This is a genomic window from Massilia sp. 01N417, from assembly GCF_056399645.1.
This window is the reverse complement of the sequence record NZ_JBFTRS010000002.1, coordinates 315,484-339,240: the sequence shown is the minus strand read 5'-3', so window position 1 is coordinate 339,240 and position 23,757 is coordinate 315,484. Positions and strand designations below refer to the sequence as shown.

Below are 23,757 nucleotides of genomic sequence, written 5' to 3'. Positions count from 1 at the left end.
AAATACCTGCTGCGAAAACATATTGTTCGATCCCCGGTGCGTAAATATCGAGAGGATCGTCGTCCCGCGGTGAATCTTCAATTACATTAACGAAATCTAAGCTATCGTAAATTTTGCTAATCCATGAAGATCGATCCACGCCGCAGCGAAGCCTTCCTGGCCGCCGTCGACAGCGGCAGCCTGGAGGCGGCCGCCCACCAGCTGAGCATCACGCCCTCGGCGGTGTCGCAGCGCATCTCGGCGCTCGAGCACGACCTCGGGACGCCGCTGCTGATCCGCACCCGTCCCTGCCGCCCGACCGCGCCCGGCATGCGCCTGCTGCAGTTCCTGCGCCGGCGCGCCCTGCTGGAAGCCGAGTTCCTGGCCGAGGTGGAGAACGACGAGCTGCCGGTACGGGTGCCGCTGGCGGTCAACAACGACACTCTCGCCACCTGGCTGCTGCCGGTGCTGGCACCGGTGCTGGCTGCGGAACAGCTGCTGGTCGAATTCGTGCTGGACGACCAGTGGCATACCTTTACGCTGCTGGAACAGGGCCGCGCCCTGGCCTGCATCTCCGGCGAACCCGAGCCGATGCGCGGCTGCACGGTGACGCCGCTGGGCACCATGCGCTACCGCCTGGTGGCATCGAAGGACTTTGCGCGGCGCTGGTTCCCCGACGGTTTTACGCGCGAGGCGGCCAGGAAGGCGCCGGTAGTCGTGTTCGACCGCAAGGACTCGCTGCAGGCCGCCTTCCTGCTGCAGCACTTCGGCCTGCCGGAAGGGGCCTATCCCTTCCACTACGTGCCGGCCAGCGACCCGTTCGCCAACGCGGTCCGGCTCGGCCTGGGCTATGGCCTGCTGCCGCTGGAACAGTGTGCGGAACTGCTGAAGGCCGGGGTGCTGGCCGACCTGACGCCCGACCTGCACCTGGACGTGTCCCTGCACTGGCATGCCTGGCGGATTCAGCCGCCGAGGCTGGAACGCATGGGCGCGGCGCTGGTCAAAGGGGCGCGCGCGGTGCTGTTGCCATCCTGAGCGGCCGCTTTGTCGATGGGCGTCCATTGCACCACGCCCCAGATAAATTCCGGCACCACGAACAGCCACAGCAGCGGTGCGCCGGTCTGCACAAGCGCCCAGGTCATCCACATCGAAAACAGGAAGCGGCCGACGCCGTCGTAGCGCCCGAGCAGCGGCGTCGTCGCATGCAGGCGCAGCACGCTCCAGACCAGCACAATGCTGCCCATCATGCAGGCCAACAGGATGTGGAAGGGAGAAAAGGCCGGCAGCGCGGCGCCGCCCAGCCACTGGTTGACGGCAGACAGGTGCTCGTGCGCCAGGGCGAAGGTCCAGGGCGTGGCGAAGCAGGCGGTGAGCAGCAGATCGTACCAGGCGCTGGCGCGGACGATCTTCAGGTAGGTGTGCAGGTTCATGATATCTCCTTGGGTTGGTTCCAGAGATCATCAACCGTGGAGTACACTCCAGGGTCAAGCCCTTCTGTGAACGCCCATGAAAATCGGAGAACTGGCATCCGCCACCGGCCTGAGCCGGGATACCCTGCGCTTCTATGAAAAGCGCGGCCTGCTGCAGCCCCGGCGCCGCGACAACGGCTACCGGGATTACCCGCCCGAAGCCGTGCAATGGCTGTGCTACCTGCGCAGCGCCCAGCAGCTCGGATTCACCCTGACCGAGATCGAAGCCGGCATGCCGCTGCTGGCGACGCCCGAGGACTCGGCACAGGAACTGAAAGAAGCCCTGCGCCGCAAGCTGGCCGATATCGACGCCCGCATCGCCGGCCTGAACCTGCTGCGCGCCGGGCTGGCGCGCGAACTGGACGAGCCGGGCGCCGCCTGCCCGCTGCGGCAGTAGAAATTTGTTACAAAGCCATGTCCTCGTGCTACCCTCCTGCCGCGTTGAATACGCAGGCGCCGGCATGGGCGCACAGAACGCATCGATGGAGATCACATGAAACGCCTGTTAGCTGCCGCCGCCGTGCTGGCGACCTTTGCCCACGCCGCCTTTGCCGGCGAGATCACGCTGTTCACCGATAGTAACTTCCGCGGCCCCAGCGTCACCATCAACCGCGACGCCTACAACCTGGCCGACATCGGCTTCAACGACCGCGCCTCCAGCATCATCGTGCGTTCGGGCGTATGGCAAGTCTGCGAAGACAGGGATTTCGGCGGCTACTGCGCCGAGTTCGGCCCCGGCGAGTATCGCGAACTGCCGCGTTTCAACGACAGCATCTCCTCGCTGCGTGAAATCTCGCGCGGCGGCCGCGGCTACGACCGTGACGACCGCCGCGGCGGACCGGGCTGGCGCGGGGACCGCGACGAACGCGGCGGCCCGCGTGGCGGCGACGCCGTCCAGCTGTTCTCCGGCCAGCGCTTCGAAGGCCCGGCCGTCAGCCTGTCCGGCGATTTCCGCTCGCTGAACGACGTCGGCTTCAACGACCGCGCCGGCTCCATCATCATTTACGAAGGCCGCTGGGAATTCTGCGAACACGGCGATTTCCGCGGCCAGTGCGTGGTGTACGGCCCCGGCCGCTATCCCTTCCTGGAAGGGATGAACAACCGCATTTCGTCGATGCGCCGCGTGCGCTGACCCTCTGGGCGCCGCTCAGGCGAAGATGCCGCTGCGGGGGGCGGCTTCGCCTTCCAGTAACGCGCGCAGCGTGAAGCGCAAGGGATAGATGCCGCCGGGAGGCTTGCCGAGCTCGCTGGCGGCACTGGTCTTGTACCTGAGCGGCGTTTTCTCGCCGTGTGCGGCATACACATAGGTGCCGTCGGCAAGCAGGCCGGCGCCATCGATGGCGATCTCCTCATCGGTCGACAGGGCGACGATGCCGATGTAAGACGTGCCGTCGGCAGCCACGAAATCGGCAGCGATCGATAGCGAAGAGGCGTCGCGCGGAATCGTGGCGCGATCGAGCGGCCGGATCCAGGTCTCGTCCTGCGCGTCGTCCGCCTCCTCATCGATGGCAAATTCCCAGATCGCGAAGGCTTCCAGATCCTCGGACGTGAGGGCATCGATCGGTTTTCGGGTCTGCAGTGTGGTGTCCATCGATGATCACTCCTGATGAATGGATGGTGGATGACGACGCGCTCCAGGCCGGCGGCTGGGTGCGGGCATCGGAGCAGTGTAGAGCGTAAATGACAAGGTTTCAATAGGGCAACTATGGATGATCTGGCCTGAATCAAAGCGTCTTGCGAGCAGTCAATAGAGTCCAAGTAAATCCGGCTTCAAATGCTTCCGTTGCCGCCCGGGAGCATTCATGCCTGCACAATTTCCTGCTTTCTTTTCCGACACCAGCCGCCTGCTGCGCCTGCACACGCGTCTCGGTCCCGACCGGCTGCTGGCCGAATCCATTCGCGGCGAGGAAGCCATCGGCGAAGGGTATGCATTCACGATCACGGCCCTGTCGCTGGATGCCGGGATTTCGCTGCGCGCCCTGATCGGCCAACCGGCCCTGCTCGAGCTGCTGACCGTCGACGCCGGCAGGCCGCGCGCCTTCCACGGCTACCTGACGGTGGCGGAACTGAACGGCGCCAATGGCGGCATGGCCCGCTATACGCTGAGCCTGCAGCCGTGGAGCACCTTCCTGGCGCATACCCGCGACAGCCGCATCTTCCAGGACATGAGCGTTCCCGACATCGTCGACACGGTTCTCAAGGCATGGCAGGGACGTGGCCGGCTGGTTCCCGACTGGCGTTTCGATCTCGCCGCCCCCGGCAGCTATCCGAAGCGCAGCCTGGCCACGCAGTACCAGGAAAGCGACCTCGCATTCATCGAGCGCCTGATGAGCGAGGAAGGCCTGTTTTATTACTTCGAGCATGAAGGCGATCCAGGCAGCCCGGGGCTGGGCAGTCACCGGATGGTGATCGCCGACCACAACGGCGTCTTCCTCCCCAATATCCAGCCGGCCGTGCGCTACACCCAGCCAGGTGCGGTGATGAAGGAAGACAGCATGGACCGCTGGCGCTGCGAAGTGCGGCAGCAGACGAATGCGATCGAACTCGCCAGCTGGGATTACCGCAGTCTCGATCGCCGCCCCGTCTTCTCATCCTCGATGCACGCAGGGGAAGAGGAACTGGCGCTGCGCGACATGCCGGGACAGTACGCCTATCCGAACCGCAGCCACGGCCAGCGCCTGGCCGACCGCCGGCTGCAGGCCCTGGAAGCGCGCGGCGAGGTCTTCACCGGCGCCGGCACGGTGCGCACCCTCGCGCCGGGAACGACATTCACGCTGTCGGGCCACGCCGTGCACGATACGGAAAACGAGGACGAGCGCCGCTTCCTCGTCACCCGCGCGCGCCACCTGATGCATAACAACCTGAGCGCCGAGATAAAGGCGGAAATCGCCGGGCGTGTTGGCGAGCCTCCGGCCTCGGATGCTCGGGCATACCTCGCCCGGCCCGGCGAACGTCCGCTGTACCGCAATCGCATCGACGCCATCCGCAGCAGCATTCCCTACCGCAGCCATCCTTCACCGCATGCGCGGCCCACCATCCGCGGCCAGCAGACCGCCATCGTGGTCGGCCCGCCCGGCGCAGTCATCCACACCGACCGCGATCACCGGATCAAGCTGCAGTTCCACTGGCAGCGCGGCGCGGACGGCCACAATCGCCTGGACCATCCTCATTCCGACGGACATACGGGAGCGCCTGGCGACGACAGCGCCGGCACCTGGGTACGCGTCGCCACGCCGCTGGCGCCGATCGCCGGTGCGAACTGGGGCAGCCACGCGTTGCCGCGCGTCGGGCAGGAGGTGCTGGTCGACTTCCTGGAAGGCGACATCGACCGCCCCGTGGTGATCGGCGCGCTCTACAACGGCGCCGGCGCCCGGGACGCCCAGCACAACACCCGCAATCACGGCGCCGGTCCGGCGACCGGCAATGCGCCGCCCTGGTTCCCGGGCGAGGCCGGCGCACACGCGCATCCGGCCGTGCTGTCCGGCCTGAAAAGCCAGGCCATGCAGGCCAGCCAGCTGGGAACGAAAGCCTATAGCCAGCTGGTGTTCGACGACAGCCCCGGCCAGGCCCGCGTATCGCTGCAGCGGCATGCGAACGCCCACCAGGGCACCGCGGAGCTGAACCTTGGCCATCTGCGGCACCAGACGGACAACCAGCGCATCAAGACGGCCGGCCTCGGTGCGGAACTGAAGACCGCGCACGGCCTGGCCTTGCGTGCCGGGAAGGGGATGCTGCTGTCGGCGGACCGCCTGGCCGGTGGCGCGCAGATGGACGCGCGCGGGGCGTGCGGACAAATCGATGCGAGCCGGGAGTTGCAGGAGAGTCTGGCGGGGACGGCGGGTAGGCACAATGCGGCGCTGAATGACGCGAGCGCCATCACCGGGATGAGGGACAGCGCCGAGGTGATCGGCACGGTCGGCGAGGACACGATTGCCTGGCCCTCGCCGCAGCTTCAGCTCTCCAGTCCCGACGGCATCGTGGTCCTGACGCCGGCGGATGCAGTACTGACGGCGGGCGCCACGACGACGATCTGCGTCGGCCAGGACATCAACTTTGCCGCACGAGGCAGTGGCTATCGTGCCGCTGTCGCAGGGATCAGCCTGTTCACGTATGGCAAGGCAAACGCCAGGGACAAACCGAACCAGGAAACCGGGATCCTGCTGCATGCGGCAAGCGGCAAGCTGAGCAGCCAAAGCCAGTCCGGTGAAACGCATCTCACGGCCGACAAAGGCATTACGGTGGCAAGTATTGCCGCCAGCGTGAAGGCTGTCGGCAAACAGCATGTGCTGCTGACCGCCCAGGGCGCCTGCCTCAAGCTCGAAGGCGGCAACATCATGCTGCATGCGCCGGGGAAGGTGGAATTCAAAGCGGGCATGAAAGAGCTGGCGGGGCCAAAGGATGGGAGTGCCAGCGTTCCCGCACTGCCCAAAGCCACAGAAATCTATAACGAAGCTTTCGTCATCAGGAATGAAGAGACGAAAGAACCGATGGCCTACGTCCGCTACCGGCTGGAATCGGCCGGCGGCGTCACGATCGAAGGCATCACCGATGCCCTGGGACGCACCCAGCGCATTTTTACGGCAAAGAGGGAAGACCTCAAGCTGTACCTGCCCAAAGACGAGTGATATCCCTACCGGAGCGTCATGATGAGCGAATCGCTTGCTGCCGTTAAATCCACCCCGACGACCACGTCTCGCGACACTTATATCGAGTTCGAGCATACGCTGACGGATGGGGTCCTGCTCTACCGTCCGGACGACAACTCTTTCATCGCACTCTATCCGGACGAGTGGCTGGAATGCCGCAAGGATGGGCATGAGAACAAGACCGCCATCGAAGAGCTGCAAGATGCCAACCGGGCGGTCACCGAAAAATCCCTCGCGCTGCAGCACCTGCTGGAGCAACCGAATTCGGCGAAAGCCGACATTGCACGAGCGCAGAAAGAGCTTGATGCAGCCTTGAATACGCTGTCGCAAAAGAGCGAAGCGGCAAAAAAACGGGTGGAGGCGATCACGAATCTGAAAACGGATCCGAAGAAGCTGGTCGAGCTTGTTCCGCTGACGATGAAACGGATGGAAGGAAGAACGCATACACCGATTTACGTCAGCGCCCAGTCGTTGAAGAAAGCCCTGGATGACAAACGCGTGTACATGGTCGAAGGTTCGACCGAGCGAAAAAAGGCCCCGAAAGAAAAGGTCTTCAACGGCACGACGCTTAATGTGCAAGAGGTTCGGAAACGCATTGCGAACCAGGTGCAGGATAAAGCCAAGTTTGAGAAGAAATGGAAATGGGCACCAAAAGATACAGATCACTTCAGCGGCATCCTGACGGACTGGGCCAAGGTGATGGGCGCCTCGGCAACTAGCTTCCTGGAGCGTGGACAGAAAGAAATCATCGAAGGCATCGTTGGCGCGGAAAAGAGCGATCCCAACAATCCTTACCGTGTAGTCGACATGAAGCCGGAAGCCCAGTTCCTGCGCTGGACGGCAGGCGCCGGCGCTGAGGCCACCTTCATGCCGTGCCAGGGCAACTTCTTCGACAAGCGCGACAAGACCATGGCCCAGCGCTTCAAACGGGCTGCAAAGGCCGCACAGTTCAGCATCAAGGCGAATGCCGAGGCTTCCTTTGCCGTGGGGGAGGCCAAGGTCGAGACCATCATGTATCTGCCGCACGCTGCGGGCTGGCATTTGGACACGACCGTCATTGATCAGCCGCTTGATCTTGGCTACTTCCGGTTGCGCGGTGACCTGACGTTATATGCACTCGCTGGAGCAAGTATCGCACTTGAAGCAGGAGCTTCGTTGATGGTAACGGGAGACAGGCAGGGATTACGAGGCACACCAAAGAATCAGAGCGGTACCAAGGCCAAGGTCGGGGCAAAGGGTGAGGTTAAGTTATTTACCGGGCTGAAGGAAGGAGTGAGCTTGGCAGGAGCCTTGCAGTGGTTGAATCCGGAAGGGTTTATTAACCCGGGAAAGCCCAAGAAGGCAGATGTCAACAAGGCGCTTGCAGCATATGTCGATATGGCGACAGTCAGCGCTGATGCCGCTCTAATTCAGGGGCTTGCAGCGACGCTGGGCTTCGAATGTGCTTACCGTAACGGGAATTTCGTGATTGCGGCGAAAGCAGGAGCGTGCTTAGGTTTGGGAGGTTCGGGCAGCGTAGGCGCAAACGTTGGCTTAGAACAAATTGCTCAATTTTTCATGTGCATCGCTCATCAATTAAAACAAGCTGATTATAAAAAAATACCTCAATTGATTGGCGAAGCTGATTTTTACATATTTAATCAAATTTTGTATCTCACCACTGCCACAGGCAGATCACTTGAGAGTTTTTTTAGAGTCAAAGCCAGCATGATTGAAAATATGTATAACGAAACCAGCTCTGCAATCCAACAAGTTGGCACCCGATTTATTAAAACAATAGAAGAGAGATTAAAATCCGGCTGGGGTTGGCATTCCTATTTGCCGCCGGAATCGCGAGGCGCATTAATCAAAAGTCTTATTGAAGCGTCCAAAGCATCCAGCGCAACAAATGATCATTTGCGAAAATCTGTTGCATTTTCAATTAACGAAATACTGACGACAGCACAATCGACTAGGCATCTCAGCAAGACCCTTGAGAGAGTTACGTTCTCGATTGGTCAGAAATCAGATCAAAATCAAGCAGTTCAGTCGATTAACTCTGTCACTATGGGAACGACTTTCGAGAACTGTGTTACTCGCTGCGAGGTTCGGCTAGCGGCAGCAAGCCCTTTAAAAGGTAGACCATTCCTTCGCAATGACGACCCTGAGTTTCGAGTTGCAGAGTTTCCACTCCATCACCCCGGGTATTTTACTTAGTTTTCTTTACGCCACTGATAACGCAGCGAAAATTCTGATCTATATAACCAGAGTACCCGGGAAATGGCACTTCGACTCTTTTTTCATAATCAAAGCCGTTTGGATAAGTTTCATGCTGTGGCTGCGGTATCGCCGAGGTTCTCATGAATACCATTGCCGAAATTTCAGCATATCCTCCCACACTTCCCCGCAATACTTTCTTAAGCCCATTAGCGGGTCCGGAAGGGTTGCTTTTCGGTGAGTTTTTATAATATTCCTCATCAAACCAGTCGTTGACCCATTCTCCGCTATCCTCAGACATACCGTATAGGCCAGCTGGGTTGGGAGGAAACCCTCCGACCTCCGGCGGCGGCGGTTGCTTTATCTCGTGACGCCAATCTTTCGGAAAATTTCGAGGGCGATCTATTTTTCCATTATCGGTAGCGAATAGAACACGTTTTCCACCTGATCGGGCGGCGTATTCCCATTGCGCTTCTGAGGGCAAATCGAATGACAGATTGGTCAGCTTTCCCAGCCACTGACAATATGCCTTGGCGCCATACCAACTGACCCCAGCAGGACGCCTAGGCTGCCGGCTACCGATACTGAATTTGTCCATATTGATACGTTCATTGCCGGTCACGTCCGTGAATACATCGAAGTCGTCATACGTCACCTTGTAAGCCATCATCGAAAACCCATCCAAGGTCACCTTGTGCAAAGGGCGGGACCAGGTATCAGGATCGTAATGTTGGCCAGTCTCAGTCCCCCAATCCCCCATCTCGAAGGAGCCACCCTTCAGCGGACGTAATGATCTCTTCACCTTCGCGATCAACGCCTTGATGCGCGCGTCAAGCTCGGCATTCGAAGGCCGCTGCGCTGGCGACGTGTCCGCGCGGGCCGACACCGTGCTGGACTGAAATCCAGTAGACAAGATCAGAACGCTGATAAATACGGAAGTACGCTTCATGGGCCAATACCTTCAAAAATCGTCAATCATCAGGAAGGAAGGTCAGAAGATCGCACCAGCGCAACCATCCTGCGATACGGATCTTCATTACCGACACAAAGCACCGGCGCACCACGCTCAAGCGTGAAATGGCGCCCCAACGCCAGCGCAGCAAAAAATGAAACCGCACCGCATCTCCCACTGGCGACGCCAACACGGACCATGTCATCCGTTTCGTCCAGCCGGGATAACCCGGCCGCCTTCAGCGCCAATAATTCGAGTACGCGGCTCGAGCTCTGCCCGGTATCGGCAATCACCATCGCCACATCGGAAGCATCGATCCCACTGCGTTTGAAGGCACGTTCCGACAATTCCCCCAGCAAGCTGGAGTCGACACGCTTGGTCTCGTCGGCCGACGAATCCAGGTACGCTTCTTCGATTCCATCCAGCAGCGCAATCGTCGAGGATTCGGCCAGGCTGAGCTGATCGGTCATCAGAAACCCGACCGCGCCTTCGCCTGGAATATGTCCATGAGGCTGCGATGACGTGAACAGGGAACCATTCGCCGCCCAGCGCGCCACCGACTCGTCGCCAATATGCGAAGCGAACGCCACGACCATGGCGATCAATGGCGCATTCTCCGCACCAGCGCTGTGAGCCAGCCGATTGATTACCGCTGACGGGGAAACATCCCCCGCAAGCGCAGGGACTTCCGTCGTCACGATGACATGGTCGCCTGGCCAGCCGTAGCGTGCCACGGTCTGCTTGAGCCATATGCCGGCCGCGCGGCCTTGTGCGACATCCCATTCAGCCGGCAATAACGGTATCAATTGCAGCCTTGCCTGTGTATCCACCTGGTACAGGATTGGTCCCGCAGCCTGTGCGGCCAGTTCGGCAACCACGGCGCTTGCCAGCGTCAACGCACGCCATTGCTCGTCATCGAACTGCAGCCCGCTCATGCCATTCAGGGCCAGCCATTCCCCGATTTCGTCTCGCAGCGCTTCGTCCACGGCGTGATTGCAGCGCGCTGCCATGATGGGAAAGCCATCCTCATCGACCAATTCCTTGTCGAGATCGGCGCGCGCCTTGTTACCGGCGATGGCCGAGGCCAATTCTTCGGGCGATGCGCCATGCGGCAGCCGCAGCGAGGCCGCCAATATGGCCAGCGGACGGGTTTGCGACGGCGCGGTCGATGCTTTTGCTGGCGTGGAAACGGTGGTAGCGGTTGGCGCGGCGGCCGGTCGGGCAATCAGCTTTCGGCCAATGAAGCCCATCAGGACCAGGCAAGCTGGCAATCCGAGCAGGTAGAACAGCAATTCGCCCGTTGCCGGGTTGGCTTTGGTCGTGCGCCAGTAAACGATCGCGCTTCCCCAGCAGGCGACAACGACAAAGGTGGCCAGAAAAAGGGATTTGAGCCAGGAAGGCAGTACGCGCTCACCGGCTGGCAAGGCAGGATGTGTGGACATCGTCGCGCTCAGATCTTGTCGATGGGTGGTTTGCTGACCTGCGATCAGGACAGCGCCGCAAGAAGTCTTGTCGCCGTCGCGCGCGGCCGGCTTGCCGTCGACGATCAAGGTCGTGTCTCCGCTGGCGATCGTGACCGTGCCGTGTTTGGAACAACTGACCTTGTCACCCATGCGTGCGATGCCGACGCCATCGATATCGCTGTATGGCGACGCTTCGATGACGCTGCCGCCGTGGGAGATTTTGTCACCGAGTCTGATCAATGGTCCTGCCATATGAATCTCCTCTCAAAACATTCCACAATTAATCGTGACTCAAGGCAATCGCGATGACGTCGCGCAAGTATCGACTTTAGCGCTGCTATATCTTGGCAAGCCTTGGTCCCTGTTGAAAAACCCGATCACTCTGCATGGAGGCGCACATGAAATATCCAAAATTGCTGGTGTTACTTCCCCTGCTGGGTTCCTTGGCCGGCTGCGGCAAGCCCGTTCCAAAAGAAAAATCCTTGTATGTCGGCGAGTGGCAAGAAAAGGCGATGTATCTGCTGATTACGCAAGACGGCTCCGTCAAGTACAAACGTTTAAAGGACGGTGGCACGACCTCAGTGGATGGCCCACTAAAAGGGTTCAACGGAGACAATTTCGAAGTAGGGTTGGGCCCCATGGCGACGACTTTCGTCGTAAGCAAACCGCCGTATCAAGATGGCGCGCAGTGGAAAATGGTCGTCGATGGCCTCGAGCTGACGAAAACCGATTAATCCCTGAAGCTGCCGGCACAACGGAACCCGCATCTGAATACCTACGCTTTGCCGCCAGGGAGAGGCGCCAGCACCGCAGGCACACTCTCCCCACCCTCAAACAAATGCTGCCCACCCTTCACACTGAACTTCCCTGAGCAGGCAAACGTAATATCCCCACCCGCCAGCGTCACCGCTGCCTGCCCCGCCTGCAGCACGATCTTGTCCTTGGCCTTGATCTCGATGCTGTCGTTGACGGAAATGACCGTCACCGCCCCTTCCGCCAGGATCTCCAGCTGGTCCGTATGCGCCTGCAGCGACACTGGCCCGTTGCCGGCGATGGCCTGGATACCGCCGCTGTGCGCGAACAGGCCGGCGGCCTGGCCAGCCACCGAGGACACCGTATGCGCCGCCGTCATGTGCAGGTCCGATTGCGTGGTCCAGTGCAGTTGCTGTCCGGCGTAGATGACGGTGGAGGCGGGCGTCGCCCAGTTGATGCCGGCGGCCGCGTCCATCAGCACGATCGCCGCGCCGAACTTTTCCACCGGCTGCCCCGCATCCGGCTCGCGCGTGCCCGCTTGCGCTTTCAAGGCCGGCTGGCCGCCGATCGCGCCGGCGTACCTGCCCTTCGCCTGCGGATCGATCTGTTCGATGAAATCCGCCTGCGCTTTCGCCGCTTCCTTGCTGAACAAAGCCTGCTGCTGGGAGGCTGCGCCGGCCATCGCATCGTTCAGCGAACGCGCGCCCTTGAACAGCGACAGGGCCTCCGCCGCATCCATCTGGGTCGATGCGCCGTCGGCGCGCGCGCTGGTCGACAGCAGCACGCCTTCGCCGCCGCGCAGCACGGCCCAGGCATCGGTGCGCAGCTCGAAACCGCTGCCGCGATAGCGTCCGCGCTGGGCCGCGCCGGGCGGCTGGTCGACCAGGTAGCCGAGGTTCAGCTGGGTCGCCGCGCTGCTGGTGGCCAGGCGCATGCGCAGCTGGCCCTGGGTGTCGTCGAGCTGCCATTGGTTCCAGCCGCCGTCGAAGTTATTCGTGTGGATCCCGGACAGCACGCCCGCATGCGTGATGCCGGAATCGACGCCGGCGGCGAACGGCGGCGGGTGCGATCCGGTGTAGAGCTGGGCGACGATCACCGGGCGGTCGATGTCGCCTTCGATGAAGTCGACCAGCACTTCGGTGCCGATGCGCGGCGTGAACTGCGTGCCCCAGTTGGGCCCCGCCAGCGCTTCGGCCACGCGCACCCAGGTGCCCGAGCTGTCGTCGCCGGGAGCGCAGCCTTCGGCGTCGCTGTTGTGGGCCATACCGCCGGGATTCGGACTGCGCCCGCGCTGCCAGGGAAACTGGATCCTCACCTGGTGATCGCGCGTGGTGGTGGCCACCGCATCGGGCAGCCCGACTACCAGCGCCGTTTGCGGTCCGGGTGCGGTGCAGGGCTGCGGCGCGGTCATCGCATCCGGGACGATGGCGCTTACGTCACGCACGCATGCGAAGGTATTGCGGTAGATGCCGTCGATACCGTCGATGCCATCGATAACGGCCATCCGCAGGTTGTTGCGCGCCTCATGGCGCACCCACAACACGACGAAGGCGTTCTCCCCCTCCGGATAGCGCTCGTGCTGGCTCAGGCTGAAGGCATACCCGGCCGCCAGCCGGCGCACCGAGCCCGCGCCTTCGAAACGCTTGTTGTCCAGCTCCAGCGCCTGCAGCATCAGCTGGCTGTGCCGGCCGGCTTCGTCGCTGCTGGCCGCGATGCGCTCGCCGCTGCCGTCGTAGATCGCCATGCCGGGCAAGTCGCCGGCATCCAGGTGGGACTGCTGCTCCGCGCCCGGCGCCATCAGCTGCGCCGGATTCCAGCTGCTGATGGCGACGCCGTTGGCCGCGACCTGGCGCCGCGCGCCGAAGACGTCGATGCTGTCGTCCTGCTCGGTGGCGCGCACGCCGTGAAAGCGGATGGTGTCGCCGCCCGGCGTCGCGGGCGCCGGCGCCTTGCCGTCGAAGATCAGCAGGCGGTGCGTATCCTGGTCGTGCTCGAAGCGCCAGCTCAGGCCCTCCGAGGCCAGCACCCGCATGAAGAAGGCGAGATCGCTCTCGCGGTACTGGGTGTAGACCGGGCGCGTGGACAGCGGCTGCGTCAGGTCGAAGTCGAAGCGCAGCTGTGGATAATCCATCAGCAGTTCGGTGACGATGTCGCGCGCATTCTTGTCCTGGAAAATATAGCTGTCGCGACGCAGTGCCAGCAGCGACAGCGCCGGCTCCAGCCGCAGGCGGCAGCGTGCCATGCCGCCGTCCGCGCCCATCCATGAAGCCTGGGTGCACAGGCCATGCCATGCACGCCGGCTGCCGTCCGGCTGCAGGATCGCCATGCTGAGCGCTTCGCCGATGAAGGCCGACAGCTCGAGATCGGCCGACACGCTCAGCGCATCGATCTCGAAGCAGAACAGTTCGTTGACACCCTCACGGCCCGTGAAGCGCTCCACCACAAGCGATTCGGGCAGGCCGCCATCCTGTGCGCTTGCAAGCGTGACGAGGCGCGCGTGCTGGCTCAGTCCTTCGCCGAAGATGTTCCCCATCTCAGGCCGCCACCGCCAGCAGTTCGAGCTTGAGCTCCTTCATCCCCGACGGCACGTAGATCGACACCGACTGCGCCTGCAGCATGCGCTCGACCATCGGCCCTTTGGATTCGAGCACGAAGTAGCAGGTGTCGGGGCGCACCGGCACCGCGGCCGGCAGCTGGGGCGCGTACTGCAGGCGCACGCCGGGCAGGGCGGACAGCACGCATTTCTCGACGTCGTCGGGAGCGCCGACCTTGAAGCGCAGCGGCACCGTGTCGACCAGCTCCAGCGCCGGGATGTCGGCCGAGACGGCGATATAGAAGGTGGTCTTGTCGTCGATCTTGCCCGAGTCGAGCATGCCGTGGTGGTAGCTGGGCCGCACCTCGCTGAGGACGATGGCGAAGTACTTCGACGAGATCACCGTATCGAGCAGCTCGCGCACGATCTGGTGGAGCTTCAGGAAGGCCGGGGCGGGGTCCGCATGCTGGTAGGGCGGCAGGTCGGCCAGGGTCCAGCTCTTCGAGAAGGTCATCAGGGCACCGGCGGTGGCGAGCAGCTGCTCGTACAGGCGCTCGGGATGCAGGTCAGGATGGTGCAGATAATGGGTCAGCGCCGCGCAGGACGTGCTGGCCGTGTGCAGCAGCCAGAACGAGGACATGTCGCCGGAGCGGAACTCGATCACGTTGCGGCTCGGCTCGTGGTGGTGGCCGTACAGGGCGCTGACCTTGGCCTGCAGCGCGTCCAGCAGGCGGCGCAGCTGCAGGTGCAGGATCGGCGCGGCGCCGACCGACAGGCTGGGCGGCACGAAGCCAGGATCGAGCTCGAAGCCGCCGGTGGCGGCGCGGCGCAGGCGCAGCAGCGGGAAGCAGGTGTAGGCATCGCGCGGCTCGAACTCGGCCACCAGGCGCACCGCCTTCTTCAGGTAGGCCAGCTGGGCCGGGGAGGCCTGGGTGTAGAGGTCGGGCGTCTCGTGGTTCGCCTGCACGAAGCGGGCCGTGTTGCTGTCCTCGCCGGGCGGAACGAAGTTGCCGCTGAAGGGCTTCAGGCCCGGCAGGGCGGCATAATAGGTCACGCTCTGCTGGTTGTGCCGGGATTGCAGCAGGTTCAGGTCGACCGTGGGCGGCAGCTCGTCCGGTCCCGGCGCGTCGACCAGTTCGCCGTCCTGGAAACGCAGCGCCAGCGCCAGGATCCGCAGCACGTTGCTGCCGAGGGCGTCGCGGTCGACTTCCAGCCGCTCCACGCCCCAGGCATAGGGATGAACGGCATCGATGCTCTTGTAGAGACGGTGTTCGTGGTATTGGTCCTGGCGTTGGAAGTGCTGCGGACGCAGCAGCAGGCCCTCGCCCCAAAGTACCTTGCTGTTCATGTCGCGTTCCCTCCTGTCGAGTCCACCACCATAGCTTTTTCGTGGCGCCCTTTTTACGGGAACCCGGTTGGGTCTTGCTCCCGCTCAATGTTTTGGTAGCGCCTTCCCAACTGAACTATTTTTTCGGCAGCGACTATGTAAGACTCTCGGCTCGATCACGCGAGGGGATGCCGATGAAGGGTTTCACGCCTGGTTTATTCGACCGCCTGCTCGGTGTGCCGACGCGTGGCGCCGGCAGTGCCACGGTGTCGCGGATCTCGGCCGAGGACTTGAAGGATGCGGTCGCGCGCGACCTCGAGGCCCTGCTGAACACCCGTGCCGTGATCCCGGAAGCGCTGCTCGAGGACTACCCCGAATGCAGCAGCTCGATCCTGAACTACGGACTGAGCGACTTCGCCGACCGCTCGCTGTCCAGTCCCTCCGACCGCGCCCACATCTGCACCTGCCTGGAACAGGTCATCGGCCGCCACGAGCCGCGCCTGCGCAACGTGAAAGCCTCGCTCGAGATCAGGGAGGGCGCGGTGAACCGCCTGAATTTCTCGATCACGGCGCTGCTGGTGGCCAGCAGCTCGCAGGAGCCGGTCAACTTCGACGCCGTGCTGCAGCGCTCCACGCTCCAGTACAGCATCAGCAAGGCCGGACGAACGGCGGGGACCTGAGATGGAACAGCTGCTGCCGTATTACGAGCGCGAGCTCGGCTACCTGCGCCGCAACCTGCGCGACTTCGCGGAACGCTACCCGAAGATCGCCGGCCGCCTCCTGATCAGCGGCGAGGTATGCGAGGACCCGCACATCGAGCGCATGATCGAGTCCTTCGCGCTGCTCAATGCGCGCATCGCCAAGCGCCTCGACGACGATTATCCCGAGTTCACCGAGGCGCTGTTCGAGGTGCTGTACCCGCACTACCTGCGGCCCTTCCCATCGTGCTCGATCGCGCGCATGGACGTCGCCGCCGCCGCCGCGCAGCAGACCGGCGCCAGCATCGTCCCGCGCGGCACCCAGCTGAATACCCGGCCGGTGCGCGGCGCCGCCTGCACCTTCCGCACCGTCTACCCGGTCTGCGTGGCGCCGCTGGAACTCGCCGAGGCATCGTTTTCCGCCATCATCCGCTGCCCGGAAGCGGTAAGGCTGCCGGGCGGCGCCGGCGCCGGGCTCAGGATCACCCTCGCCGCCACCGGCGAGCAGGCGCCCGGCCAGCTGCAGCTGGGGCGGCTGCGCGTGTTCATCGACGGCGAGCCTTCGTTCTGCGCGGCCCTGCGCGATGCGCTGTTCATGCGTACCGTCGCCGCCTGGGCCGAAGCCGACCGCAGCGGGCGCTGGGTGCCGCTGGACGCGATCCCGATCCACACCGCCGGCTTCGACGACGACGATGCCCTGATCGACTTCCCGGCGCGCTCCCATCCCGCCTACCGGCTGCTGACCGAGTACTTCTGCTTCCCCGAGAAATTCAACTTCTTCGACATCGACCTCGCCGCGCTGGCGGGTGCGCTGCCGGCGGGGAGCAGGACGCTCACCCTGCACCTGGCGCTGTCCGGCCTGCGCGCCGATTCGAACACCGCGCGCATGCTGGAAACGCTGTCGACGAACAACGTGCTGCTCGGCTGCACCCCGGTAGTCAACCTGTTCCGCCAGAAGGGAGAACCGATCCGCCTGACCCATGCCAGCGCCAGCTATCCGGTGCTGGCCGATGGACGCCGCGCCTTCGCCTACGAAGTGCAGACGATCGAGTCGGTCTCGCTGGTGCGCCAGACACCGCAGGGCGAATCCATCATCGAATACCAGCCCTTCTATTCACTCAAGCATGCGCAGGCACCGGATAACAGCGGCCATTACTGGGCGCTGCGGCGCGACGAGACCCTGCGCGATAAAAGCCCGGGCTTCGAGACCCAGATCACGATCGTCGACGTCGACTTCGATCCGGCCGCGGTGGAGACCGACACGCTGAACCTCGAACTGATCTGCACCAACCGCGACCTGCCTTCCCAGCTCGCCTACGGCCAGCGCGGCGGCGACCTGTTCCTCGAAGGCGGATCCAGCGTGAAGTCGATCGCTTTCCTGCGCAAGCCCACCAATTCCTGGCGCTTCGAGCACGGGCGCGGCACCCACTGGCGGCTGATTTCCCACCTGTCGCTGAACCACCTGTCGCTGACCTCGGACGGCATCGACGCCTTCCGCGAGATGCTGGCCCTGTACGACCTGCCGCGCTCGGCCTCGTCGCAGCGCCAGATCGCCGGCGTCAATGGCATCGAACAAAAGCCCGCCAGCGCCTGGCTGCCGGGGAATCCGTTCACCTGCCTGGTGCGCGGGGTCGAGGTGCGCCTGACCATCGACGAGGAAGCCTTCGTCGGCAGCGGCATCCACGCCTTCGCCCACCTGATCGAACGCTTCCTGGCCCTCTACGTCCACGCCAACAGCTTTACCAGGCTGACCATCGTCTCGCACAAGACCGGAGAGGAGTTACTCGCATGTTCGCCAAGAAGCGGCGATTCGAGCCTGCTGTAATCGAGCGCCTGTTCAAGGAACCCTGGCGCTTCGAATACTTCCAGGCGGTGCGCCTGCTCGAGCTCTGGCTCAGGCGCCAGCGCCAGTCCCGGCCCGACCCGGTGGCACAGGTGCTGCGCTTCCGGAATTCGACCTCGCACGGCTTTCCGGCCAGCCAGCTCGAAGCCATCCACCTCGAGACCCACGACGACGAAAGCCTGCGCCACGTCCACCTCACGCCCGCCTTCATGGGCCTGTTGGGCTGCAACGGCGTACTGCCGGCCCACTACAACGAACGCATCGCCGAGCACGAGCAGCGCCACAAGGACGAAGGCCCGCGCGCCTTCCTCGACACCTTCTCGAACCGCTCGCTGGCCCTGTTCTACGAAGCCTGGCGCAAATACCGGCTGCCCTTCAAGTACCAGCTCGAGGGCAGGGACAGCTTCCTGCCCCTGCTGCTCGGGCTGGCCGGCTTCGGCAATGCCGCGCTGCGCCGGCGCCTGGCGCAAGGACACAACGGCGCGGTGCTGGACGAATCGGTCGGCTACTTCGCCGCAGCGATCCGGCACCGGCCGGCCTCGAGCAGCCAGCTCGCGCGCGTGCTGGGCGAATACTTCGGCCAGCCGGTGGCGGCCGAACAGTTCGTCGGCCAATGGTACGAGGTGCCGCCCGCGCAGCAGACCATCCTCGGCCAGGCCACCGCCGTGCTGGGCGCGGGCGCGATGGCGGGCGTGCGCGTGTGGCAGCGCGACCTGCGCCTGCGCCTCGTGATCGGACCGCTGGACCGCACCAGCTTCGGCGCCTTCCTGCCCGGCGGCCTGGCGGCGAAAGCCCTGCACTCCCTGCTGACCCTGTTCACCGGCGTGACCCTCGAATACGAAGTGGAGCTGGTGCTGCGCGCGGCCGACGTGTGCGAAGTCACCTTGCGGGATGGCTCCCAGTTCGGCCGCCTGGGCTGGGATGCCTATCTGGTCGACGGGCCCCAGCACGCGGACCGCCGCGACGTGCGTTACGAACTGAATTCGCTGTAGCCGCCCTCGTCGTCGAACAGGCCTTCGCCGTCCCAGCAGCGCAGGCCCGCCGCGGCCTGGCTCGACACCGCCTTGCCGGCAAGGCCCAGGCTTTTGAGCAGGCGCGGGAAGGCGCGGCAGTAGCTCGACTGCACCCCGGCCAGGCGCGCCAGCCGGGCATGGCTCAGCACCATCCCGTCCGGCGCGGCGCGCAGCACCCGGGCCACCCGCAGGCGCCAGTCCTCATCCCAGCCCGGCAGCATGCGGCCCAGGTCGCGGATGCGGTCGCCGGGCCGGATGACGCCGCCGGCCAGCACGCGCGCCAGCACACCGCGGCGCCGGCCGATCCGCGCCGCCACGCCGGCCTGGAAGGCATCGAGGTGGCCGCAGGCTTCGCACTGGAACATCAGGCGCAGCAGGACCGCTTCGCCGATGCGCAGCACGCTGCCGGAGACCAGCCGCGAAGTGTCGAAGTCGACCAACAGGTTCTCGCCCAGCGCCTGCGTGGGCAGTTCGAAATCGGCATAGGCCGGGGCACCGGCCAGCAGCACCTGGCGCGACGACAGCGGGTCGGCATGGCGCTCGCCGGCCAGGCCCATGCCCGCGATGGCCTCGACATGCGGTGCGCCGTCGGCCAGCGCCAGCACTTGTCCGAGTCCGGCACCAGTGATCATGGATTCGTCAACGATCACATCCTTTTCCATGTTTATTTTGTATTGCTGAGCCGGCTTGAGCTTTGCCATCAGGTGCATAAAACAGACGAGCTAGGCTGGTCGAGTATGCCAGTTGGGTTCGCATCTTTCCTGGATGCACAGCGAGCATATCTCATTCGGAGAGCACGCCATGATTCGACAAGCAAGCCATGCGTTCGGTCCGTCACGCCGCACCATCCTCAAAACCGCCGCCCTCGGCCTTGGCGCCGGCATGCTGCCGCTCGGCTCCGCATTCGGGCAGGCGGCGGCCAGGCCGGCGCGCTACCGCCGCTACAACGCGTCCACCTCGAAGATGGGTGCGCGCATGCTGCAGAGCTATGCCAAGGCTGTGCGCGCCATGCTGGCGCTGCCGCCCGAGGATCCGCGCAACTGGTACCGCCACGCGATGGTGCACACGCTCGACTGCCCGCACGGCAACTGGTGGCTGCTGCCCTGGCACCGCGGCTACCTGGGCTGGTTCGAGCAGATCTGCCGTGAGCTGAGCGGCGACCCGCAGTTCGCCCTGCCGTACTGGGACTGGACGGCGGAACAGAAGGTCCCCGGCGGCATGTTCGACGACGTGCTCGACCCGAACCATCCAGCCTATATCCCGAACGCCCAGGAATTCGAAAACCGCCTCAAGACGGCGCTCACGAACACGGACTACTGGACCTCGCCCGGCGGCGTCTTCGACCGCAATTCCCGCTACGGCCAGCTCCTGATCCGCAAATTCCGCTTCGCCGACGACATCATGTTCGACATCGTCGGCGATCCGTCCGGCCCGCTGTTCTACGAGCAGTCGCGCGCACGCGGGATGCGGCGCGAGCTGCCCGCGCTGTCGGCCGCCACCATCGACGCGGTCTCCTCGGCCACCATCCAGGCCGCCCTGGCCGCGCCCGACTTCACGACCTTCGGCAGCCCCAAGAGCGCGAACCACCACACCATGGCCGGCTTCGGCATCATCGAGGGCCGGCCGCACAATTCGATCCACCGCTGCGTGGGTTCGCGCGACTGCAACTTCATGGATGCCCAGGGCTTCATGACCAACTTCCTGTCGCCGGTCGACCCGATCTTCTTCCTGCACCATGCGAACCTGGACCGGCTGTGGGACGTCTGGACGCGCAAGCAGCAGATCCTCGGACTGCCAATCCTGCCCAGCGGCTCAGAGCTGCGCACCGACCTGCCGGACGAGCAGAAGTCGGCGGAAGAGAGGAACACCGATTACTACCGCTGGGCGCGCGAACCGATCGTGTTCTTCGTCGACAGCCAGGGCCGGCCGGTCACCAGAACCCGCGCCGAAGACTATATCTGGATGGAGGCCTTCGGCTACGACTATGAGCCAGGCAGCGGAGAAGAGGTGGTGCGGCGCGCCGGCAGCCAGCCGCGGCCCAGGGCGACGGCGCGCCGTGTCTACCCCGGCAAGGTGCTCAACCAGGTGATCGGGGCGGCAAAACCGGCCAGCGCGACGGTCCAGCTGCCGGCGAATACCCTGGCCCAGGCCGGCGCCATGGGCGCGACGCTGGTGGCGAATATCGTGCTGAATTTTTCGGAGATGGTGCACGACGCTTTCGTCGTCATCCTCAACGGCCCGGACGACCCGTCGCAGGTGGAACCCGGCAGTCCCTTCTACCTGGCGACCATCACCATGATCGGCGGCCACGGCAGCTGCGGTGCGCTGTCGTACGCGCTGCCGCTCGGCGAGAAGCTGAACCAGGCAGGCACGGCCCAGGCACTGGCGGGGCATGACACGCTGAGATTGCGGGTGGTGCCGATGCACGCGATGATGGGACATCACGGCATGGGGGGTGGGAATCCGGTGGAGTTGCTATCGGTGAGTGTGGAGACTTATTGAGCCTCGAAAACGTCGTCCCCGCGAAAGCGAAAAAAGCGCCACTGGCGCTTTTTTCCCCCAAGTTCTGTTCGCGCTGTCGAAACGCTTGCAAACTTGGAGCGCGGCCCTGACGGATTCAAGGCCCCGGTCCTCCGTGGAGGACCTGCTTCTATCAGGCAGCCGAAGCCAGCGCCTGGTTGAAGGTCGCGCTCGGACGCATCACGGCTTTCACCTTGGCGTTGTCCGGCTGGTAGTAGCCGCCGATGTCGACCGGCTTGCCCTGGATTTCCAGCAGCTCGGCCACGATCTTCTGCTCGTTCTCGGCCAGGGACTTGGCCAGCGGCGCGAAGTAGGCGGCCAGTTCGGCATCCTCGGTCTGCGCGGCCAGTTCCTGGGCCCAGTACAGCGACAGGTAGAACTGGCTGCCGCGGTTGTCGAGTTCACCGGTCTTCGGCGACGGCGACTTGCGGTTGTCCAGCAGCTTGCCGGTGGCGGCGTCCAGGGTCTTGGCTAGCAGCTTGGCTTTCGCGTTGCCGGTCTTGATGCCCATGTCTTCCAGGCTCACCGCCAGTGCCAGGAACTCGCCCAGCGAATCCCAGCGCAGGTGGTTTTCTTCGGTCAGCTGCTGCACGTGCTTCGGTGCCGAGCCGCCGGCGCCGGTTTCGTACATGCCGCCGCCCGCCATCAGCGGAACGATCGACAGCATCTTGGCGCTGGTGCCCAGTTCCAGGATCGGGAACAGGTCGGTCAGGTAGTCGCGCAGGATGTTGCCGGTTACCGAGATGGTGTCCAGGCCACGGGCCACGCGCTCCAGGGTGTAGCGCATCGCGCGCACCTGCGACATGATCTGGATGTCCAGGCCGGTGGTGTCGTGATCCTTCAGGTAGGTCTTGACCTTCTTGATCAGTTCATTCTCGTGCGGACGGTACGGGTCCAGCCAGAACACGGCCGGCATGCCCGAGTTGCGGGCGCGGGTGACGGCCAGCTTGACCCAGTCGCGGATCGGTGCGTCCTTCACCTGGCACATGCGCCAGATGTCGCCCTTCTCGACGTTCTGCGACATCAGGACTTCGCCGGTGGCGAGGTCGGTGATGTTGGCGATGCCGTCTTCGGCGATCTCGAAGGTCTTGTCGTGCGAACCGTATTCCTCGGCCTGCTGCGCCATCAGGCCCACGTTCGGGACGGTGCCCATGGTCTTCGGATCGAAAGCGCCATGCCATTTGCAGAAGTTGATGATCTCCTGGTAGATGCGGGCGAAGGTCGATTCCGGCAGCACGGCCTTGACTTCCTTCAGGCGGCCGTCGGCGCCGTACATCTTGCCGCCGGCACGGATCATGGCCGGCATCGACGCATCGACGATCACGTCGTTCGGCGAGTGGAAGTTGGTGATGCCCTTGGCCGAGTCGACCATGGCCAGTTCCGGACGGTGCTCCTGGCAGGCGTGCAGGTCGCGGATGATCTCTTCGCGCTGCGAATCCGGCAGGGTGGCGATCTTGTTGTACAGGTCGGCCATGCCGTTGTTGACGTTCACGCCCAGGCTGTCGAACAGGGCGCCGTGCTTTGCGAAGGCGTCCTTGTAGAAGATGCGCACGGCGTGGCCGAACACGATCGGGTGCGAGACCTTCATCATGGTCGCCTTCACGTGCAGCGAGAACATCACGCCGGTCTTGCGCGCGTCTTCGATCTGCTGTTCGTAGAAGTCCAGCAGGGCCTTGCGGCTCATGAACATCGAATCGATGACCTCGCCGTCCTGCAGGGAGACCTTCGGCTTCAGCACGATGGTCTGGCCGCTCTTGGTCAGCAGTTCCATCTTGACGTCGCGGGCGCGGTCGAGGGTCATCGACTTCTCGCCGTGGTAGAAGTCGCCGTGGGTCATGTGCGACACGTGGGTGCGCGAGGCCGGCGACCATTCGCCCATCGAGTGCGGGTTCTTGCGGGCGTATTCCTTGACGGCCTTCGGTGCGCGGCGGTCGGAGTTACCTTCGCGCAGGACCGGGTTCACGGACGAGCCGATGCACTTGCTGTAGCGGGCCTTGATTTCTTTTTCTTCGTCGGTCTTCGGATCGGCCGGGTAGTCGGGCAGGTTGTAGCCCTTGCCCTGCAGTTCCTTGATCGCGGCGGTCAGCTGGCCGACCGAGGCGCTGATGTTCGGCAGCTTGATGATGTTGACTTCCGGCGTCAGGGTCAACTTGCCCAGCTCGCTCAGGGCATCGGGCACGCGCTGTTCCGGCGTCAGGCGCTCGGGGAACTGGGCCAGGATACGGGCAGCGACCGAGATGTCGCTTTCCTGGATAGTGATGCCGGCAGGCTTGGTGAAGGTGCTGACGACGGGCAGGAAGGCGTGGGTTGCCAGCAGGGGCGCCTCGTCGGTAAGGGTGTAGATGATGGTCGAATCGCTGCTCAT

The 23,757-nt window shown here is 63.8% G+C and carries 17 protein-coding genes and 1 pseudogene; 10 read left to right on the top strand and 8 right to left on the bottom strand.

Translation table 11 applies throughout. The features are described from left to right. The first annotated feature begins 123 nt into the window (after positions 1–123). On the top strand, positions 124–1,014 hold the full coding sequence (locus AC1DOQ_RS03655; protein WP_477360366.1) for a LysR family transcriptional regulator ArgP: 891 nt from the start codon (positions 124–126) through the stop codon (positions 1,012–1,014). Here AC1DOQ_RS03655 and AC1DOQ_RS03650 read toward each other — a convergent pair. Next, entirely contained in the window at positions 942–1,409 is a 468-nt protein-coding gene (locus tag AC1DOQ_RS03650) for a hypothetical protein (RefSeq protein WP_477360364.1), read from the bottom strand. The genes AC1DOQ_RS03655 and AC1DOQ_RS03650 overlap by 73 nt on opposite strands. A 76-nt stretch (positions 1,410–1,485) precedes the next feature. Here AC1DOQ_RS03650 and AC1DOQ_RS03645 point away from each other — a divergent pair, with 76 nt between their 5' ends. Further along, positions 1,486–1,845, top strand: coding sequence for a MerR family transcriptional regulator (locus AC1DOQ_RS03645; RefSeq protein WP_477360362.1), 360 nt, complete (start codon positions 1,486–1,488; stop codon positions 1,843–1,845). A gap of 96 nt (positions 1,846–1,941) precedes the next feature. Beyond that, positions 1,942–2,580, top strand: a complete 639-nt coding sequence (locus tag AC1DOQ_RS03640) for a beta/gamma crystallin-related protein (protein ID WP_477360360.1) — start codon at positions 1,942–1,944, stop codon at positions 2,578–2,580. Between the two features lie 15 nt (positions 2,581–2,595). Here AC1DOQ_RS03640 and AC1DOQ_RS03635 read toward each other — a convergent pair whose 3' ends face one another. Then, positions 2,596–3,039 carry a hypothetical protein gene (locus AC1DOQ_RS03635; RefSeq protein ID WP_477360358.1) on the bottom strand — a complete coding sequence of 148 codons (444 nt, stop codon included), beginning with the start codon at positions 3,037–3,039 and terminating at the stop codon, positions 2,596–2,598. A 211-nt stretch (positions 3,040–3,250) separates the two neighbouring features. On the opposite strand from AC1DOQ_RS03635, the gene AC1DOQ_RS03630 reads away from it, so the two are divergent. Both AC1DOQ_RS03630 and AC1DOQ_RS03625 read left to right on the top strand, forming a co-directional pair. After that, the gene (locus tag AC1DOQ_RS03630) at positions 3,251–6,073 is read left to right on the top strand and encodes a type VI secretion system Vgr family protein (protein WP_477360357.1); all 2,823 of its coding nucleotides are present in this window, start codon (positions 3,251–3,253) and stop codon (positions 6,071–6,073) included. Positions 6,074–6,091: 18 nt separating this feature from the next. Beyond that, on the top strand, positions 6,092–8,290 hold the full coding sequence (locus AC1DOQ_RS03625) for a hypothetical protein (RefSeq protein ID WP_477360355.1): 2,199 nt from the start codon (positions 6,092–6,094) through the stop codon (positions 8,288–8,290). On the opposite strand, the gene AC1DOQ_RS03620 is transcribed toward AC1DOQ_RS03625, so the two are convergent. Next, a complete protein-coding gene (locus AC1DOQ_RS03620) occupies positions 8,283–9,239 on the bottom strand; it encodes a formylglycine-generating enzyme family protein (protein WP_477360353.1) in 957 nt (318 codons plus the stop codon). The genes AC1DOQ_RS03625 and AC1DOQ_RS03620 overlap by 8 nt on opposite strands. A gap of 1,469 nt (positions 9,240–10,708) precedes the next feature. Then, positions 10,709–10,957: pseudogene (locus AC1DOQ_RS03615) on the bottom strand (PAAR domain-containing protein); the annotation flags it as partial. A gap of 146 nt (positions 10,958–11,103) precedes the next feature. Here AC1DOQ_RS03615 and AC1DOQ_RS03610 point away from each other — a divergent pair. Beyond that, positions 11,104–11,439 (top strand): hypothetical protein, encoded by a 336-nt coding sequence (locus AC1DOQ_RS03610; RefSeq protein WP_477360351.1) that lies wholly within the window; start codon positions 11,104–11,106, stop codon positions 11,437–11,439. A gap of 41 nt (positions 11,440–11,480) precedes the next feature. On the opposite strand, the gene AC1DOQ_RS03605 is transcribed toward AC1DOQ_RS03610, so the two are convergent. Further along, positions 11,481–13,991: a type VI secretion system Vgr family protein gene (locus AC1DOQ_RS03605; protein WP_477360350.1), complete on the bottom strand. Its 2,511-nt coding sequence runs from the start codon at positions 13,989–13,991 to the stop codon at positions 11,481–11,483. A 1-nt stretch (position 13,992) separates the two neighbouring features. Beyond that, a complete protein-coding gene (gene tssK / locus AC1DOQ_RS03600) occupies positions 13,993–15,339 on the bottom strand; it encodes a type VI secretion system baseplate subunit TssK (protein ID WP_477360348.1) in 1,347 nt (448 codons plus the stop codon). 173 nt (positions 15,340–15,512) lie between these two features. Here tssK and tssE point away from each other — a divergent pair, with 173 nt between their 5' ends. The 3 genes from tssE to tssG are packed head-to-tail and all read left to right on the top strand — an operon-like array spanning position 15,513 to position 18,851. Beyond that, complete coding sequence (gene tssE / locus AC1DOQ_RS03595) at positions 15,513–15,998, top strand: type VI secretion system baseplate subunit TssE (RefSeq protein WP_477360346.1); 486 nt, start codon at positions 15,513–15,515, stop codon at positions 15,996–15,998. 1 nt (position 15,999) lies between these two features. Continuing rightward, entirely contained in the window at positions 16,000–17,841 is a 1,842-nt protein-coding gene (gene tssF / locus AC1DOQ_RS03590) for a type VI secretion system baseplate subunit TssF (RefSeq protein ID WP_477360344.1), read from the top strand. Further along, entirely contained in the window at positions 17,805–18,851 is a 1,047-nt protein-coding gene (tssG, locus tag AC1DOQ_RS03585; RefSeq protein ID WP_477360342.1) for a type VI secretion system baseplate subunit TssG, read from the top strand. Before tssF ends, tssG begins: the two co-directional genes overlap by 37 nt. Here the strand turns inward: tssG and AC1DOQ_RS03580 are convergent. Next, on the bottom strand, positions 18,830–19,504 hold the full coding sequence (locus tag AC1DOQ_RS03580; protein ID WP_477360340.1) for an MOSC domain-containing protein: 675 nt from the start codon (positions 19,502–19,504) through the stop codon (positions 18,830–18,832). The two genes, tssG and AC1DOQ_RS03580, sit on opposite strands and share 22 nt — an antisense overlap. A 169-nt stretch (positions 19,505–19,673) precedes the next feature. On the opposite strand from AC1DOQ_RS03580, the gene AC1DOQ_RS03575 reads away from it, so the two are divergent. Further along, positions 19,674–21,374, top strand: a complete 1,701-nt coding sequence (locus AC1DOQ_RS03575) for a tyrosinase family protein (protein ID WP_477360338.1) — start codon at positions 19,674–19,676, stop codon at positions 21,372–21,374. Between the two features lie 151 nt (positions 21,375–21,525). Here AC1DOQ_RS03575 and AC1DOQ_RS03570 read toward each other — a convergent pair whose 3' ends face one another. Next, positions 21,526–23,757 (bottom strand): NADP-dependent isocitrate dehydrogenase, encoded by a 2,232-nt coding sequence (locus AC1DOQ_RS03570; RefSeq protein ID WP_477360336.1) that lies wholly within the window; start codon positions 23,755–23,757, stop codon positions 21,526–21,528.

Excerpts from the sequence above, each read along its gene's own strand:
- AC1DOQ_RS03655 (WP_477360366.1), top strand. The coding sequence starts at position 124 with ATGAAGATCGATCCACGCCGCAGCGAAGCCTTCCTGGCCGCCGTCGAC.
- AC1DOQ_RS03650 (WP_477360364.1), bottom strand. The coding sequence starts at position 1,409 with ATGAACCTGCACACCTACCTGAAGATCGTCCGCGCCAGCGCCTGGTAC.
- AC1DOQ_RS03645 (WP_477360362.1), top strand. The coding sequence starts at position 1,486 with ATGAAAATCGGAGAACTGGCATCCGCCACCGGCCTGAGCCGGGATACC.
- AC1DOQ_RS03640 (WP_477360360.1), top strand. The coding sequence starts at position 1,942 with ATGAAACGCCTGTTAGCTGCCGCCGCCGTGCTGGCGACCTTTGCCCAC.
- AC1DOQ_RS03635 (WP_477360358.1), bottom strand. The coding sequence starts at position 3,039 with ATGGACACCACACTGCAGACCCGAAAACCGATCGATGCCCTCACGTCC.
- AC1DOQ_RS03630 (WP_477360357.1), top strand. The coding sequence starts at position 3,251 with ATGCCTGCACAATTTCCTGCTTTCTTTTCCGACACCAGCCGCCTGCTG.
- AC1DOQ_RS03625 (WP_477360355.1), top strand. The coding sequence starts at position 6,092 with ATGATGAGCGAATCGCTTGCTGCCGTTAAATCCACCCCGACGACCACG.
- AC1DOQ_RS03620 (WP_477360353.1), bottom strand. The coding sequence starts at position 9,239 with ATGAAGCGTACTTCCGTATTTATCAGCGTTCTGATCTTGTCTACTGGA.
- AC1DOQ_RS03610 (WP_477360351.1), top strand. The coding sequence starts at position 11,104 with ATGAAATATCCAAAATTGCTGGTGTTACTTCCCCTGCTGGGTTCCTTG.
- AC1DOQ_RS03605 (WP_477360350.1), bottom strand. The coding sequence starts at position 13,991 with ATGGGGAACATCTTCGGCGAAGGACTGAGCCAGCACGCGCGCCTCGTC.
- tssK (WP_477360348.1), bottom strand. The coding sequence starts at position 15,339 with ATGAACAGCAAGGTACTTTGGGGCGAGGGCCTGCTGCTGCGTCCGCAG.
- tssE (WP_477360346.1), top strand. The coding sequence starts at position 15,513 with ATGAAGGGTTTCACGCCTGGTTTATTCGACCGCCTGCTCGGTGTGCCG.
- tssF (WP_477360344.1), top strand. The coding sequence starts at position 16,000 with ATGGAACAGCTGCTGCCGTATTACGAGCGCGAGCTCGGCTACCTGCGC.
- tssG (WP_477360342.1), top strand. The coding sequence starts at position 17,805 with ATGTTCGCCAAGAAGCGGCGATTCGAGCCTGCTGTAATCGAGCGCCTG.
- AC1DOQ_RS03580 (WP_477360340.1), bottom strand. The coding sequence starts at position 19,504 with ATGATCACTGGTGCCGGACTCGGACAAGTGCTGGCGCTGGCCGACGGC.
- AC1DOQ_RS03575 (WP_477360338.1), top strand. The coding sequence starts at position 19,674 with ATGATTCGACAAGCAAGCCATGCGTTCGGTCCGTCACGCCGCACCATC.
- AC1DOQ_RS03570 (WP_477360336.1), bottom strand. The coding sequence starts at position 23,757 with ATGAGCAGCGATTCGACCATCATCTACACCCTTACCGACGAGGCGCCC.